The 15123-nt window shown below is 40.8% G+C and carries 13 protein-coding genes; all 13 read right to left on the bottom strand.

Going from position 1 to position 15123, the window contains the following annotated elements; genetic code table 11:
* Nucleotides 1–169: 169 nt before the first annotated feature.
* Entirely contained in the window at nt 170–1642 is a 1473-nt protein-coding gene (ascB, locus tag MHH50_RS14905) for a 6-phospho-beta-glucosidase (RefSeq protein WP_076278465.1), read from the bottom strand.
* A gap of 42 nt (nt 1643–1684) precedes the next feature.
* Entirely contained in the window at nt 1685–2983 is a 1299-nt protein-coding gene (celB, locus tag MHH50_RS14900; protein ID WP_340034542.1) for a PTS cellobiose transporter subunit IIC, read from the bottom strand.
* A gap of 59 nt (nt 2984–3042) precedes the next feature.
* Nucleotides 3043–3366 (bottom strand): PTS lactose/cellobiose transporter subunit IIA, encoded by a 324-nt coding sequence (locus MHH50_RS14895; RefSeq protein WP_051490993.1) that lies wholly within the window; start codon nt 3364–3366, stop codon nt 3043–3045.
* 23 nt (nt 3367–3389) lie between these two features.
* A complete protein-coding gene (locus tag MHH50_RS14890; RefSeq protein WP_340034541.1) occupies nt 3390–3707 on the bottom strand; it encodes a PTS sugar transporter subunit IIB in 318 nt (105 codons plus the stop codon).
* 143 nt (nt 3708–3850) lie between these two features.
* Nucleotides 3851–5773, bottom strand: coding sequence for a BglG family transcription antiterminator (locus MHH50_RS14885; RefSeq protein WP_254847602.1), 1923 nt, complete (start codon nt 5771–5773; stop codon nt 3851–3853).
* A gap of 221 nt (nt 5774–5994) precedes the next feature.
* A complete protein-coding gene (locus MHH50_RS14880; RefSeq protein WP_036677862.1) occupies nt 5995–6885 on the bottom strand; it encodes a hypothetical protein in 891 nt (296 codons plus the stop codon).
* Nucleotides 6886–7098: 213 nt separating this feature from the next.
* Entirely contained in the window at nt 7099–8019 is a 921-nt protein-coding gene (locus tag MHH50_RS14875) for a metal ABC transporter substrate-binding protein (RefSeq protein ID WP_036677864.1), read from the bottom strand.
* The gene (locus MHH50_RS14870) at nt 8016–8858 is read right to left on the bottom strand and encodes a metal ABC transporter permease (RefSeq protein ID WP_036677866.1); all 843 of its coding nucleotides are present in this window, start codon (nt 8856–8858) and stop codon (nt 8016–8018) included. Before MHH50_RS14870 ends, MHH50_RS14875 begins: the two co-directional genes overlap by 4 nt.
* Nucleotides 8851–9594: a metal ABC transporter ATP-binding protein gene (locus MHH50_RS14865; RefSeq protein ID WP_303047199.1), complete on the bottom strand. Its 744-nt coding sequence runs from the start codon at nt 9592–9594 to the stop codon at nt 8851–8853. Before MHH50_RS14865 ends, MHH50_RS14870 begins: the two co-directional genes overlap by 8 nt.
* Nucleotides 9595–9832: 238 nt before the next feature.
* A complete protein-coding gene (locus MHH50_RS14860) occupies nt 9833–11635 on the bottom strand; it encodes an alpha-L-fucosidase (protein ID WP_340034540.1) in 1803 nt (600 codons plus the stop codon).
* On the bottom strand, nt 11629–12795 hold the full coding sequence (locus MHH50_RS14855; RefSeq protein ID WP_076190378.1) for a glycoside hydrolase family 88 protein: 1167 nt from the start codon (nt 12793–12795) through the stop codon (nt 11629–11631). Before MHH50_RS14855 ends, MHH50_RS14860 begins: the two co-directional genes overlap by 7 nt.
* A 47-nt stretch (nt 12796–12842) precedes the next feature.
* Nucleotides 12843–13874: a glycoside hydrolase family protein gene (locus MHH50_RS14850; RefSeq protein WP_340034538.1), complete on the bottom strand. Its 1032-nt coding sequence runs from the start codon at nt 13872–13874 to the stop codon at nt 12843–12845.
* Between the two features lie 16 nt (nt 13875–13890).
* Nucleotides 13891–15090 carry a glucuronate isomerase gene (locus MHH50_RS14845; RefSeq protein ID WP_076309415.1) on the bottom strand — a complete coding sequence of 400 codons (1200 nt, stop codon included), beginning with the start codon at nt 15088–15090 and terminating at the stop codon, nt 13891–13893.
* Between the last annotated feature and the right edge of the window lie 33 nt (nt 15091–15123).

Here is a 15123-nt window from a genome sequence, read left to right as displayed (position 1 = left end):
TCCATCATTATTACCTAATAGGACACCATTTGGTGTCTAATTGATTATAAGACACCAAATGGTCACATGTCAACAATTCAGTAAAAAAAGCATTACCAAAAGCAAGTCCAGCTTAGGACTGCTTTTGATAATGCCTCCAGATAAATCATTTCGTTTTACGATTTAATAATTAATCTAATTGTTCTCCATTAGTAGCGATAACATTTTTGTACCAATAAAATGATTTTTTCTTTATACGACGTTTTGTACCTCTGCCCATATCATCTTGGTCCACATAAATGTAACCATAACGTTTGGACATTTGATTTGTTCCTGCACTCACCATATCTATGCAACCCCAGCTTGTGTAGCCCATTACATCTACACCATCTGCAATGGCTTCTTTTATTTGCTTAATATGTTCTTTTAAATAATCAATTCGGTAATCATCCTCTATAACATCGCCTTCTTGTAATACGTCTAAGGCACCTAGGCCATTCTCTGCAACAAGTACCGGCTTTTGATAGAGGTCATACAATTGGTTTATTGCAGTTCGTAAACCCTTAGGATCAATCTGCCAACCCCAATCACTCGATGGTAAATAAGGATTTTTCACTCCGCCTGTAAGCAAATTCCCTTCTGCGCCTTCTATCTTTTCTGGATGTGCACTGACTGCACCAGACATATAGTAGCTAAAGGATACATAATCCACTGGATAGTCTTTCATGATTTGTTCATCCTCGGGCTCTGTTTTCAGAACTATATTTTTTTCTGCAAACATTCGAGCGGTATAAGCCGGATAGTAACCTCTCGCTTGTACATCAGTAAAGAATAAAGAGGTACGTTGTTTATCAACTGTGGCTTGAACGTCGTCAGGATCACAACTATAAGGAACAAGAAGTTGATAACTAACCATACATCCAACCATTGCTTGAGGATTACTTTCTTTACACGCTTTGGTTGCAAGTGCACTTGCGACAAATTGATGATGCGCTCCTTGAAACATTGCTTGTTCAATATTCGGGTGATTTTCTTCGATAACCCCTAAACTTACATATTGGTGGTGTACTACACAGTTAATTTCATTAAAAGTCATCCAATATTTCACTTTATGCTTGTATCTTTCAGCTACAGTGGTTGCATAGCGAACAAAGAAATCTATAACTTTCCGGTTCACCCAACCTCCATACTTAGTTGTTAGATGAAGTGGCATTTCATAATGGGATAAAGTAACAATAGGCTCAATTCCATATTTGTTCAATTCATCAAACACACGATCATAAAATGCAAGACCTTCTTCATTAGGGATTAATTCATCCCCATTTGGAAAAATACGAGTCCAAGCAATGGACATACGGAAGGCTTTAAAACCCATTTCGGCCAATAAAGCAATATCTTCTTTATAGTGGTGATAAAAATCCACCCCATGTCTTTTGGGATAATACTTTTCACTTGCGGGATCTTGTGCTTCTTCTATTTGTTTATGAGTCATGAGGTGCCACTGGTCAGACCAGTTTTTTTTAGGGGTGTTTTCGTCAAAAATATATACATCTGCTAGAGAAAGCCCTTTACCGCCAACATTACTTGCTCCTTCTAGTTGATTGGCAGCTGCTGCTCCTCCCCATAAAAAGTTTTCTGGAAATGTCGTTTTCAATTCAAACATGTGTAAACCCTCCTTGTTGTTAAATAAAACATATGCTACGGATTAAACCTGTTGGATAAGGGCATCTTGTTCTTCTTTATATTTTTGATTATCCATTATTCTAAAGAACGGATAGTAAATAATAAACGCTACTGCAAACAGTACAATTTGTAAGATCATTCCCGAGATACTACCTGTCATCAAATATCCGCCGATAATTAATGGCATTGTTCCCGGAGGCAGTACACCTATTGGCAACGCTACTAATCCAAAATCCATGGAGAGATAGGTTATCAAAACAGTAACAATCGGTGTTATAAGAAATGGGATTAACATCATTGGGTTTAATACGATAGGCATCCCAAAGATTAACGGCTCATTGATATTAAATAGTCCTGGTCCAATCGTCAGTCGACCCATTTGTTTCAGCTGTTTGCTCTTCGCAAAGAATAACATAGCAATCGTTAGTCCTAGAGTTGCACCAGATCCACCGATAAAGATAAGATATCTGAACTCTGCTGTAACAATATTATGGACGGGTGAACCCGCTGCGTAGGCTGCAGCATTTTCTGAGGTCAATTGCAACCAGATAGGCAACATGACAGAACCTACAATGGTGGAACCATGTAATCCGATTGCCCATAATAAGTTGATTAACAAGAACACAACAATTGTTCCCGCTAAGCTTGTTCCAACAGTGGTTAATGGTTGTTGAAGAAGCTTGGCAACAATGGTATGCACGTTATCAAAACCAGTAAAGTTCTCAACAAGTAGGCGAACTCCCCAGACACTCACGATAACAAAGAAACCAGGAATAATCGCTGTAAAGGATTTAGCAACTGTTGGCGGCACACCATCCGGCATTTTAATAACTATATTTTTTTGTACGATTCTGCGATATATTTCTGTTGCGAAGATTGCGGTTAACAATCCTACAAATAAACCTTGACTCGAAAAATAATTCACGTTCATTGCTTTTGTAACAACATCATCTACTGTGAAAGAAGTTGATGGAGTGACCACAAAATATGAACATAATGCCACAGCCCCTGAAGAAAGCGGATCCACTTTATAGCTCTCTGCTAGTCTATATCCCACGGCAAATGTTGCAACTAATGCGACAAGGTTAAATGTACCATTGTACGGATATAGTAAAGCTGTTTTGATATTTGGATGGGCGACCAAGAATTCTAAATAGGCTGGAATTGGCAGGTTTGCTAAGATTAAAAAAATGGAACCGATAATAATAAACGGGATAGTTAAAACCATTGCATCGCGAAGCGCTTGTAAATGCCGCTGACCAGAGATTTTACCTGCAACTGGCATTACCTTATCTTCTAAAAATTTCGTTATTTTATCCATAGTTTCTTGCACGCTCCCGAAGAAGTATTTTCTTATTGCGATGCCACTTCTTTTTGATCCTATTTTGAAAGCTTATAAAGTTCAATGATTTCCGTAACAAGTAAAGAAATGGTCTCTACACTCATTAGTTGGTCTTCAGCATGCATAAGGATCAGTGAGAATTGAAGCTGTTCGCCATTTGCTTCTCTTTTGATTAATGATTTATGCATTTTATGACCTTCTCTAAAAAATTGCTTTGATTCTTCTAATTTTTCTTGTGCCTCTTTAAATTCTCCCTCTTTGGCTGCGTAAAGCGCCTCCATTACTAAGCTTTTAGCTGCGCCTACATTACTGATAATGTTAAAAGCCACAGTATAGTATTCCTCTTTCACTTCATCTACCATTTCTCTCTACTCCTCTCTTATCTCTATTTACTTTCAATTAATTGCATGGCTTGTTCAAGTACTTTTTCACCGTTCATCATTCCGTAATTCAACATATCAATAGCTTCTATAGGAATGTTTTTATCTGCTAATCTTGTTTCTAATTGCTTTTTCATATATTTCACCTGAGGTCCTAACAATAAGACATCAACCTTTTTCTCTTGCAAAGTAATATCAATTTCAGATGCTGATTTAGCAAAAACATCGACATCCAACCCTTTTTCTTCAACAACCTTCTGCATTTTTGTTACTAAAAGGCTTGTACTCATTCCTGCTGAACACACTAACATAATTGTATTCATATTGACTTCCCCCTAAAATTATCATTTATTGAACACCTTTAGTGTAAACTTAAATCGCTTTCTTTTTAAGCTTACCTTTTTCCAAATCAACAGGAAACGGTTACATTGCAAATAGTAAGGCAGTACCTAATTTCTCACTCACTCTAGTTTAGTAATTGTATAATTTCTTCCACAGAGTCCTTAGCAAGGATCTGCACAACAATCTCTTTATCCTCTATCAATGATCCTAGCTTTTTATACATTTTATCTAGGTCGACATTGTTTCCTTCTTTAATGTTTAATAAACAAATTAATTGCACCATTTGCTTATCATTCCAACGAATAGGACGTTTTAACGTACAGATTGTCCAAAAGGTTTCCGAGGTAACAGGAAGTGAAGGATGTGGAACAGCGACAAGATTTCCAAAACTAGTGGGTGCATAGGACTCTCTTTCAACTACTAAGGATTCATAATGCTCTGGTACAAGTCCTTGTTTTGTTAGCTCATTGCTTAAAAAATGAATCACACTTTCCTTTGTGGTAAATTCTTTTTTCACGAATACTCTAGATGCGTCAAGGTAAGAATGAGTTTCTGCCACCTGTTCTGAAGACAGTAAGACGTCCTTGATTCTTTTGAGGTCTTTAGCTTCTAGAAAGGTATTTACAACATAGACGGGAATACCTATATCTTCATTGATCGGAACTGTACTGATAATAAAATCAATCGAGGATAGGTCCGTTTCTGCTAATTTGTAAAAACTAATTGTGTCTACAATCTGCAATAGATTCTCAAATGAATTGATCAATCGGTAATAAAGTAATTTGGCACTTCCAACACCAGACGCACATACAAGAATAACTCGTTTTATTTTTTTGTTTTTATTTTTCATTCTTTCTAAAGCAACCCCAATGTGCAAGGCAATGTAAGCAACCTCATGTTCTCCAACTTCTGAATCCAAATAGTAGTTAATACATTTACTCGCAATAAGTGCTCCTTCGAATGCGGCTGGAAAACTCGTCTTAATATCATTTAACAGAGGATTTCTAAAATTCATGTTGTATCTTAATCTATTCATCGCAGGCCTAATGTGAAGGGTCAGGGCTTGAATAAATTCATGGTCATGGCCAAAATCCCAATTCAACTCAGTTTGTAAACTTTTCAAAATACAGCTGACAATGGAGTCCACTTCATCGAACTTACTGTACTCCGTTAGATTTTCTTTCGGCAGCAATTTTGTTCCAACCAAATGGATGATAATATAATTAATCTCTGAATCGGAAAAGAGCAGATCCGTGAAATCTTCTATGTCTTTAACAATTTCATGGGCAACAATTTTTTCAAAAGGATACTCTTCCATAAGATTTACCGACGGTTGTTCGATTAAAAATCCCTCTTCGATACGTTTACAAGCTATTATTAAGTGAATAGCGAGGTTTTCCAAGGAAATATCTGAAATCTCAATTTTGTATTTATTTACTTTGCCGATGATTATTTCTTTGATTTTCGTGTATACCTCTTTGTCAAACAAAGTAAAGTTATCGAAAGTTGGATCGGAGTTTTCTTCTCTTTTGTATAAAAAATTAGACAAACATATTCGTTTCTTAAATTCATCGCCCTCTATAAACAGGCCATAATGAGGCCGATTAACTAAATTCAGGTTGTATTTTTCCAGTATCTTACGCACTTCTTTTAGATCGTTTTGGATTGTCGATTTAGATACAAACATCTCATCTTCAATAGTGGCCAACTTGATATACTTATTTTCTAATAAAAACCGACTCAACAAATAAAGAACCCTATTATCTTGTTCAGAAAAGTCTACTGTAGAAGGATTGATTTTATCATTAGTTAACTCATTTAATTTTTGGGAAAATATATCTTTATCGAAGACTCTTACAACGAAGCCCTTCCCACGAATTAACTCTATTTTTAGTCCTACTATGGCGGATATATTTTGTAACTCTTTCAAATCATTACGGATCGTTCGATCGCTAACATTCAGTTCTTTAGCAATCCATGCAGCTGTGACAGGTTGATTAGAATTAATTAAGTATAAAAGTATTTCTTTTTGCCGTTTTGAAAACAATTGTATCCCTCTTTCTTATCCAGAGTATGAATATGAGCTAATATTAACTGAAGCATACATTTACATACATTTGCTCATTTTTTTATATCGGTTACAATATCACTTCCTAAGAAAATTTGATAGTGTTCTTACAGTAACATAAGAAACAGGCGTCCTCATTTAAGAAGACACCTGTTTAAATTTCAGCTTCGTTTGACGAGTCATGGCAAGAAATTTGCGGGTTAACTCAACTTCTGCTGCAGTATAATTGCTAGCTCTTCTGCTGAATCCCACACAATAGGACGAATATCCTTAAGCTGTACAAAAAGTTTATCCGCCTCAATACTGTTTACGGTCCATAATACGGGTATGTTTAAACCAAGTGCATATCCCGCTGAAAAATACACCTCTGGGGATTGCCCCGTTAAATCTGCGATAATCAGTTTGCTTTCTGCGATTTGATCCAACTCGTATTTTTCGCCGTTTTGAGTTTTCGTATGTGTTAATAAGCGCGGCAGGAAACCACACTGTTCTATTTTGGGCAATAACTTCTCCAGCCATGTTGTAGACAAATTTTCTTCATCCGACACGAGCACGAGACAAGGTTTTAGTTTTTTACCTCCAGCGCTTTCCGCAGCTTCATTCCAGCCGGTTTCAGTAAGCTTAAAGGTCATGCCTTCCCTGATCAGAAGCTGATCACTTATCAACTTGTCTATGATGTATACCAGCTCTTGCAGATTGGGAGAATACGTCAAGTTATAGCTGCTAGAGAGGGGTTGAATGACAACCGCTTCCCCCGGGCCTTCAGAATGTCTATATAAATATTGCAGTAGACGGTTTCCTTTATCTTCAATGCTCACAGGTATTTTGGGTGAATTTACAATGGACTCTAAATCATCAGCAGATATAGTGATCTTTTCATCACAATCAGTCAGCTCACGTATGTAAGCAGATACTACATGAAGCATGTCGCGTTTCTTTTGATGCGGGAGCGAATTAATGGGTTCGTAGCTGTCTCTACGTAGACTATAAAACCCGCCTGGTGAACAAGAACAGCCTATATATCTATCGTTATCGCCTTCTGGTTCAATGGAAACAATCTCATCACAGAACAAACAGTGTTTCTTAATCATGACAACTCTTCACCTCTTATTAAGTGTTAGCCTCTACCTTACCAAGATTTTTTTGAAAAGTAGACAAGAAGATATTTCCTGTAGCAGGTTATCCCATGGCGTAAACGTAATATTTCGAGGCTCGAATGTAGATTTTATTCAATAAAAAACCGACATAATCATCAGCTAAAAAACTGAATCTTAGGTCGGTTAATATAGGCTTGGAGCCGGCATTTAGGATTGAGATAAACCTTCTATAACTTTATCAATATTCCATTTGATCATCTTAATGTATGTGTCGCCCTCTTCGCCTTTCTTAGCTAAAGAATCGGTGAAAATCTTAGAGTGTATCGGTACTCCCGTTTCATTTGCGATAGTTTCCATTGTTTTTGGATTTACGCTAGTTTCCAGAAATAATGCAGGCACTTGATTTTCATCAATGATCTTAATTATGTTTTTCATTTGTTCAGGCGTTCCTTGACTATCCGTATTGATCTCCCAGATAAAAGCTGATTCAAATCCGTAAGCTTTGGAAAAATATTTGAATGCTCCTTCGCTGGTAACAAGGATACGTTTCTCTTGTGGAATTTTTTCGACCGCTTCTTTTGCATATTGATCCAATTCATTCAGTTTCTTAACATATTCCGATTGATTATTAAGATAAAATTCTTTGTTGTCGGGATCTTTTTCGATTACACGTTTTGTGATGATATCTACATATTTTATTGAATTCTGAATATCCAGCCAGGCATGAGGATCTACCTGTGTTTCTTTTCCTTTTTCTGTTAGGTACATTGGAGATACTTCATCTGAGACTGCAAAAGCAACATCCTTTTTATTAGTCACATCTAGAAGATCTTGAAACCACCCCTTACCTGTTTCTAGGTTCAAACCGTTATAAAACACTAAATCTGCGCTAGAAACCTTACTTGTATCCTTGGGTAATGGATCGTACATATGCGGATCTGTTCCGATGGGTACCATACTGTAAACTTCAGCTTTCTCCCCTACAATGTTTTCGGTCATATCAGCGATAATGGAGTACGTTGCAACAATCTGCAGCTTATCATGGTCTGCATCTCCTTCACTAATCTTTGAGCATGCGGTAAGAAGTACGATAAACATTGTCAAAGAGAGTATTTTTATGGTCTTCATCCTTGTTTCAACCCTTTCCTGAAAAAATTATTTTTGGGTGAGATTATAAATGAAATTCCGAACATGCTTACGCCGACCAGAACAATCGTGGCACTTGTAGGTAAATTGAATTTAAAGCTTACAATTACACCTATAATCCCTGATACAGCGCCGATTGTAGAAGCCAGGATAATCATGTGGAACAGCTTATTCGTCCAGAGATAGGATGTAGCAGCCGGAATAACCAGCATTGCAATCACAAGCACAATTCCTACTTGAGATAACGAAGATACGGTAACCACAGATAGGAGCATCATCAATAAATAATGATAGAACCCTGTTTTTAACCCATAGGCTTTGGAAACAACCGGATCAAACGAACTCATTAAAAGCTCTTTATACAGCAATGAAATGATGGCAATAACAACAATCATAATAATAAAGGACTGCATTAACTCCGACTGTGGGACGGCCAGAATATTACCAAACAGAATGTGAGTTAGATCAAGCCCGCTTTTGGCAAAAGTAATTAGGACGATACCTAGCGCAAAAAATGAGCTGAGAATAATGCCGATAGAGGTGTCACTTTTAATATTGCTGCGACTTGTAATAAATTGAATGAGAACCGCTGCTAATAGTCCAAATAGTGAAGCTCCAAGAAGAATGTTGATGCCTAAGATATAAGATAACGCCACCCCGGGTAACACCGCATGTGATAACGCATCTCCCATTAATGACATCTTTCTAAGTACAATAAAGCTTCCTAAAACCCCTGATACAATTCCAAGAATGATAGCAGATAATCCCGCGTTAAGTGCATATATCGGAATGTTTAATACTCCTGAGAAATAATCAATCATGATCTGTCGCCCCCATCCCTTTGATCACCAGATTACCTAAGGAGGCACCATAGGCGCTGAGGATATTCTCTGGCGTAAAGGTGTCTTTAACGTCACCAAAAGCAATTAATTTCTTATTGAGAATGATGACTTTGTCAAAATATTCTTCGACCTCATGCAAATCGTGATGAACGATGAGTATGGTTTTTCCTTCTTCGCGAAGTTGTTTTAGCAGCTTTACAATGATTTTCTCACTGACTAAATCTATGCCTACAAAAGGTTCATCTAAAAAAAATACATTTGCTTGTTGTGCAAGTGCCCTGGCGATAAAAACTCTTTGGAGTTGTCCCCCGGACAGATTGCTGATTTGTTTATTCGCAAGATCACTTATATCCACCATCGCCATACATTCCTCGACTCTTTGCCGCTCTGTTTTTCCGGGACGCTGGAAGATTCGCAAATTAGGGTAAGTTCCAGTCAGCACTGTATCCCTTACCGTGATTGGAAAAGAAAGATCAATGTCATTCTTTTGCGGCACATATGCGATCTTCCGTTTGTACTCAGAAACATCTTTTCCCTCCACCATAACTGATCCTGTTCTCTTCTTTATCACCTCTAACAATGACTTGATGAATGTAGATTTCCCCGCACCATTTGGTCCGATAATTCCGATTGTATACCCAAAGGGGATATCAATATTTACATTTTCTAGTGCAGAATTACCGAAATAATCTACGTTTAGGTTTCTGATTTCAATCATAAAAAAACTCCTTATCTCTGTTAAGTTCATATGTAGCACTGTTCTGTTCATCCTGTTAATTTATTTCCCAATAGAAACAATGATTCCTATGATCCAATTTGTTTCCCTAGGTAAACTTTTATTCTTATATACAATATATTTACCCGAGGGCAATATGTCAACAACATTCCTTAAATCAACAAAAAAAAAGAACCCAAGTGATTTGAGTTCTTTTGCATTTTTCAATATAAAAATCTCATAGTTGCAGTAGTTTTAAACATCTAGGCTGGATCAAATAACCCCCTGTAATACGCTCTGCCTGCAATTGAATCGTATATTCTCCTGCCGTGGGGAAATACAGCTCACCTACTTGAAAGCTTTGAAAATTACTAACCCCATCAGTAGAATGAACTTTAGCTTGTAAAATTTGATCCGCTGCCTTGATGAGGTAGTCTCCGCCACCACCATTCTCTCCTTCTTCGCTGCGATATTCGATACTAACCTGAAATCTTACCGGACCTAATGTCCGGACATGCCAAATTGCGGTATCCTCTCTATCCTTCCAGTCCAACAGATTATCATGGTCTTTTTTTCCTGTATCGTAACGGAGGGTTGGACCAACGATCTCACTTTCAAATACCCCTAATTCTTGTAAGGTATCTTCTCCAAAGTCCAATAATCGGACTGGATTACCTTCTACAGGTTCTGCACAGACAATTGCGATGACCAGCGGCAAGTTGTTAGAATTTTCGGCAAAGTTCGGTAAGCTGGGGAGTTCGACTTCCAGATCCTGCTCAGATAGCTTTGTGAAAATCAGCTCCTCCCCTCCATCTAAAGCAAATACCTTTTGAACAGCGGTCTTCAGACCGGGGACGATTAGCTTATTTCTCTTCTTAAGATCGAAAACATGCAGATATAATGTGTTTCCTTTCAGAGTGCATCTGCCCCATGACGGTTTGGCTGTGGGCGATTCTCCAGCACCGTAAATGCTATCCCCATTGGTATTTAACCAATCTCCTACATCAAGCAAAATGGATTCGGATACCGAATCCCATTCCCCTGTTGCTGTTGGGCCGATATTGATTACCAGATTTCCATTTTTACTTACAACATCGATGATCTGGCGGATGATAGTTACAGGGGATTTCCAATGGTGATCGGATCTCTTATACCCCCATGAGTCGTTTAACGTAATAATATTCTCCCAGTACTTACCAAGGTTACGAGTCGTAAGTTGATTATCAGATGTATTTGAATAATCTCCAAGTGGTGCTTTCCATACTCTGCTATTGACCAAACATTCTGGCTGAATTGCATGAACCGCCGCCAAAAACGCTTCTCCTTGCTCACGGGTCAGTTTGCCTCCGCAATCAAACCACATTAAACCAACTTTGCCGTAGTCCGTCAGCAGCTCACGGACTTGAGGGATTGATTTGCTGTGCAAATATCGTTCAAAGCGGGTTCGTTTATCGGTATCATTTATCCACGTTTGAACGTCATCGTAAGCGCCGATATTCAGTGGATAATCCCAGGTATTCCCTTGAGAGTCTGGATCATGCCAATCCATCGCATGAGAGTAGTAAATTCCGAGTACCATTTTTTCCGCACGACATGCCTCCATTAGTTCCCGAAGGGGATCACGGCCCAATGAGGTGTGCTTGACGATCGAATATTCGGATACACTTGAGTCATACATCGCGAAGCCGTCGTGATGTTTAGCTGTAAAGATGATATATTTTAGGCCAGCACGCTTGGCAGTCCGTACCCACTTCATTGCATCAAAAGCTGATGGATTGAACGCTGCGGCCATTTCCTCATATTCAGCCACTGGGATCTTCGCGCGTAGCATAATATGCTCACTGTAAGAAGCTTGTATTTCTTTTCCCTTCCATTCACCCGCAGGCAGGGCATAAGGGCCCCAGTGAATAAACAAGCCGAGCCTGGCTTCCTGCCACCATTCCATACGCCGAGCCTGCTCATTATCTATCGGAGTTTCGACCGACTGTATACTATACGGATCATCGAGAAGGTTTTCTGTTGTTTTTCCGTTCCTTACCATAACTGAAGAACGGCTCCGCGGAGTTTAGATACAGCCTCGACGAAGAAATAATCGCCATAGATCAGTGGCGTATCAATGTGCACACCCCCTGGAAGATTGGATGTTCCAGAAAGAATCAAACCCTCCTCTTCCGGAATGTCCCAAGTCCCATAATTCTCATAAAGTGAGCGAACGATTTGTTCTGCGGCTCGCAGGTAAAAAGAGGCTTCCGCCTGTGGTACGATCTTTGCCAGCTCAATCAAGCCACATGCCGCACATGCACCAGCAGAGGTATCACGCGGCTTTTCGCCTGCATCAGGTGCCCTGAAATCCCAGTGAGGTACATGATCCTCCGGAAGATTAGCTAAGAAGAAGTGCGCAGCTCTTTTAGCTCCCGTTAGAAACTTATTCTCTCCGGTATAGTGAAAAGACAAAGTAAGACCGTAAATCATCCATGCGCTGCCCCGTGCCCAAGCGGATTCTTCCGCATAACCTTGGCCGGCCATAGCGCCGATTTTTTCGCCTGATTCCGGGTTGAACTCCAGAATATGATAACTTGATCCATCCGGACGTAAAAAATGCTCAACTACCGTTTCCGCATGCGCAGCGGCGATATGCCGGAAACGCGGATCCTCTGTAACTTCCGATGCCCAGTATAGTAAGGGCAGATTCATTACAGTATCAATGATGGACCATCCCGCCCGGTTTATCTTCTCCGTGTCATGCCAGGCTCTGATAAATGACCCTTTCAGGTTAAAGCGGCTGGCCAGTTGAGCAGCAGCCATCAACCCGCGCTGCTTGGAGCGTTCATTACCAGTCACTCGGTAATTGGCCAAAGCTGAGAGTGTCCATATAAAACCAGCATCATGATGTACGGTAAGGGCATAAAGAGGTTCATCCAATTTCTCTTCAATTTGCTCGGCGATTTCTTGCAGCGCCGGATGATTACCTTCTGCGGCAATCTGCCACAAAATACCCGGCCAGAACCCTGCTGTCCACCACGATGGACGCATGTTGTCGTATACTCCGCTCACGGAAGCATGCGGAAAACTAACACCAATTCGCTTACTAGTCTTTTCCACTTTATTTACAATTTGTTGCCAAGCGCCATCCGCCCATTCCAGAGTAGACTCCGAAATTACCAGTCCGCGAGTTTGTTGAGTTGGTATAACTTCACTCATTTTAGTTCCTCCTGTAAACACTGATAATATTTATGAAATTTAATTTCTTAAAGCGTTGTCCGTATTGGAATTACCATATTCCAAGTGTGCTTCGCATTTCGAAACCCTCCCGGTCCATCTGCTACTGCAGCGAATAAATGGGTAGGGACCCCTTCTTGAAATAATAGGAACGGACGTTCAAAGCTGCCCATCCACTGCTCTGTGCCGTCCTCCCAGAGTACCCGCCGGGAATACGATTGCGTTGAATCAGCCAGCTGCCAGTCGGTTCCTTTCGTAGATGATGCAAATATCCCACCGTGCTTTTCTCCACATATCCGGCCATCCATATCCTTGGCGATCATTTGGTACCCGTCCGTGGTCCGCCAGATAAATGGATCTTCAATATGAGACCGCTCTGGTGGAAACAGCGGTGCGTTGTTAATTACTTTATATGGCCCTTCGTCCTTAGATGAACCGGCAATGCCAAGCGTCATCTGTCCATAGGAATTGCCCTCGTATTTGCGGGCTTTATATACCAATAGCAAGGAGCCATCTTCGCGGATACAAGGAGCCGGATTGGATGTGAGAAAGCTGTCAAACCTGCCCGGACGTGTAGGCAGAATAGGTGCGTCCATCCTTATCCATGGTCCGAATACACTGTCGGCTATAGCTAAGCCAACACGTTTGTTGGCACGAGCGGCAATCACCCGATAGTCGTCAAGTTCCACTGTTTCATTAGGCTGCGGCTCAGCGAATGGATGAGTTGAACCCATATAATACAACAGATACTTATCACCATAACGAAGGATATGCGGATTATGGGTGCTTCGTCCGTCCCAGTATTCCGCTCCCCTTGCGGGTAGTACGGTTTCTTCGTACGTATAAGGTCCTTCCGCGTTATCGGCAGATGCGCGGACAATTTCTGAGCGGAGTAACCATCCCGGATGCATCGGCAGCCACTTCGGCCAACGGGATGCAAATAAATGAAAACGCCCATCCTCGCCACGCACAGCTGATCCGCACCACACCCACCAATCCTCCATGCGGAACCCTCCGTTCAAAGGAGCAGGCAACATTCGGTCCATCAATGAAAAAGTCATTTTCTCCCTCCACGGCTTATTGCTTTACATCTGTTAGTCCATAACGTTTAGCAGCACTGCCATGTAGCCATTCCGCCGCAATATTCAGCGCCTCCTCCCGGCTGATCCAGCCTTCCGCTATTTGACTTTCCAAAAAGCGCGCAAGTATTTTTTTAACGATCAGCAGCTTGCCATATGTCCATTCGATACAGCGCGCATCCGAGACAATGAGCGAACACTTGAGCGGGGCGAGTGCCTCCAACCGATACTGCATGCTCTGCAAATAAGTACTGGGTCTGAAGTTATACCACCACATCCCACCTACATGAACGTTAGGGAAATTCCATGCAGCCTGCACAATATCCAGGTTATTTAATTCTGAAGCCACCACCAGCTCAAACGGAATGGAATACCGTTCAAACAAACCATACAGTTTAACAATCCGTAGCGGATCGTTAACTGGCGCAGCCGATGTATTACACCATCTCCGTTCGACGCCGAGAAACAGCTGCAAGAACATTCCTCTTACTTGCAGTTCCGAACAGATATGATGAAGGAGCAGCATCATGATTTCATCCGGTTCAGTTACGCTGCTAAGATTGTAAACATCATGAGCATTGGCTTCAAAGGCTGGCAACGTAGTCATGATTCCCGGACAGCCCATCGTCTGATATGAGTGCAACTGCTCGCTAATAAACTTTTCCGCTTGAGTATAAGCCGCTTCCCGGCTGGGATCAGAGGCATCTGTAATATCCTTTGCCAGCTCAGGCAGCCAGGAGTCAATTCGAGGAATCAGTAGAGCGTTTTCTCTCATGTGTGCAAAGTTGGCATGCTCCGGACGGTTTACAATAAACCGCTGCACATGCAGACGGTCAGCTACGTTTTGCGCCCAGCCGGGATCGTTACTTTTCTGTTTAACCGTTATATCCGCTTTGAACACCGACTCTGAATCAGTGATGGAGATACCGTACAAATCTTTCATGATTGCTGTAAAAGCACGATTCATCATCGTATTACGGGAAGCGTGGTAAGCTCTAACAAAAGAGTCAGTCCGCATCTCTTTCGAAAGTTGGTCCGCATCCGCCGGATATCCTGCTGACTGAAGCTCTTGGTTCAACCAGAAATAATCGGCTATTTCCCAGAAGTCAGCCGCGTTTAGCTTATCGCCGACGAGATGGGTATGTGTATCGATTACAGGCAGACGCATGATTTCATCACACAGAGCAGTTTGACTCATTGTTCTCCCTCCTAACTGGCAGGAAGCCCTTCG

It is taken from the genome of Paenibacillus sp. FSL H3-0302 (assembly GCF_037982245.1).
GTDB classification, from domain to species: Bacteria; Bacillota; Bacilli; order Paenibacillales; family Paenibacillaceae; genus Paenibacillus_AQ; species Paenibacillus_AQ odorifer.
The sequence above is the reverse complement of the archived record's forward strand: the minus strand, read 5'-3'. Positions and strand labels throughout refer to the sequence as shown.

What these genes read in the sequence shown, in the direction of transcription:
- ascB (WP_076278465.1), bottom strand. Translation starts at nt 1,642, where the DNA reads ATGTTTGAATTGAAAACGACATTTCCAGAAAACTTTTTATGGGGAGGA.
- MHH50_RS14855 (WP_076190378.1), bottom strand. Translation starts at nt 12,795, where the DNA reads ATGAGTGAAGTTATACCAACTCAACAAACTCGCGGACTGGTAATTTCG.
- MHH50_RS14875 (WP_036677864.1), bottom strand. Translation starts at nt 8,019, where the DNA reads ATGAAGACCATAAAAATACTCTCTTTGACAATGTTTATCGTACTTCTT.
- MHH50_RS14890 (WP_340034541.1), bottom strand. Translation starts at nt 3,707, where the DNA reads ATGAATACAATTATGTTAGTGTGTTCAGCAGGAATGAGTACAAGCCTT.
- MHH50_RS14895 (WP_051490993.1), bottom strand. Translation starts at nt 3,366, where the DNA reads ATGGTAGATGAAGTGAAAGAGGAATACTATACTGTGGCTTTTAACATT.
- MHH50_RS14870 (WP_036677866.1), bottom strand. Translation starts at nt 8,858, where the DNA reads ATGATTGATTATTTCTCAGGAGTATTAAACATTCCGATATATGCACTT.
- MHH50_RS14880 (WP_036677862.1), bottom strand. Translation starts at nt 6,885, where the DNA reads ATGATTAAGAAACACTGTTTGTTCTGTGATGAGATTGTTTCCATTGAA.
- MHH50_RS14850 (WP_340034538.1), bottom strand. Translation starts at nt 13,874, where the DNA reads ATGACTTTTTCATTGATGGACCGAATGTTGCCTGCTCCTTTGAACGGA.
- MHH50_RS14860 (WP_340034540.1), bottom strand. Translation starts at nt 11,635, where the DNA reads ATGGTAAGGAACGGAAAAACAACAGAAAACCTTCTCGATGATCCGTAT.
- MHH50_RS14845 (WP_076309415.1), bottom strand. Translation starts at nt 15,090, where the DNA reads ATGAGTCAAACTGCTCTGTGTGATGAAATCATGCGTCTGCCTGTAATC.
- celB (WP_340034542.1), bottom strand. Translation starts at nt 2,983, where the DNA reads ATGGATAAAATAACGAAATTTTTAGAAGATAAGGTAATGCCAGTTGCA.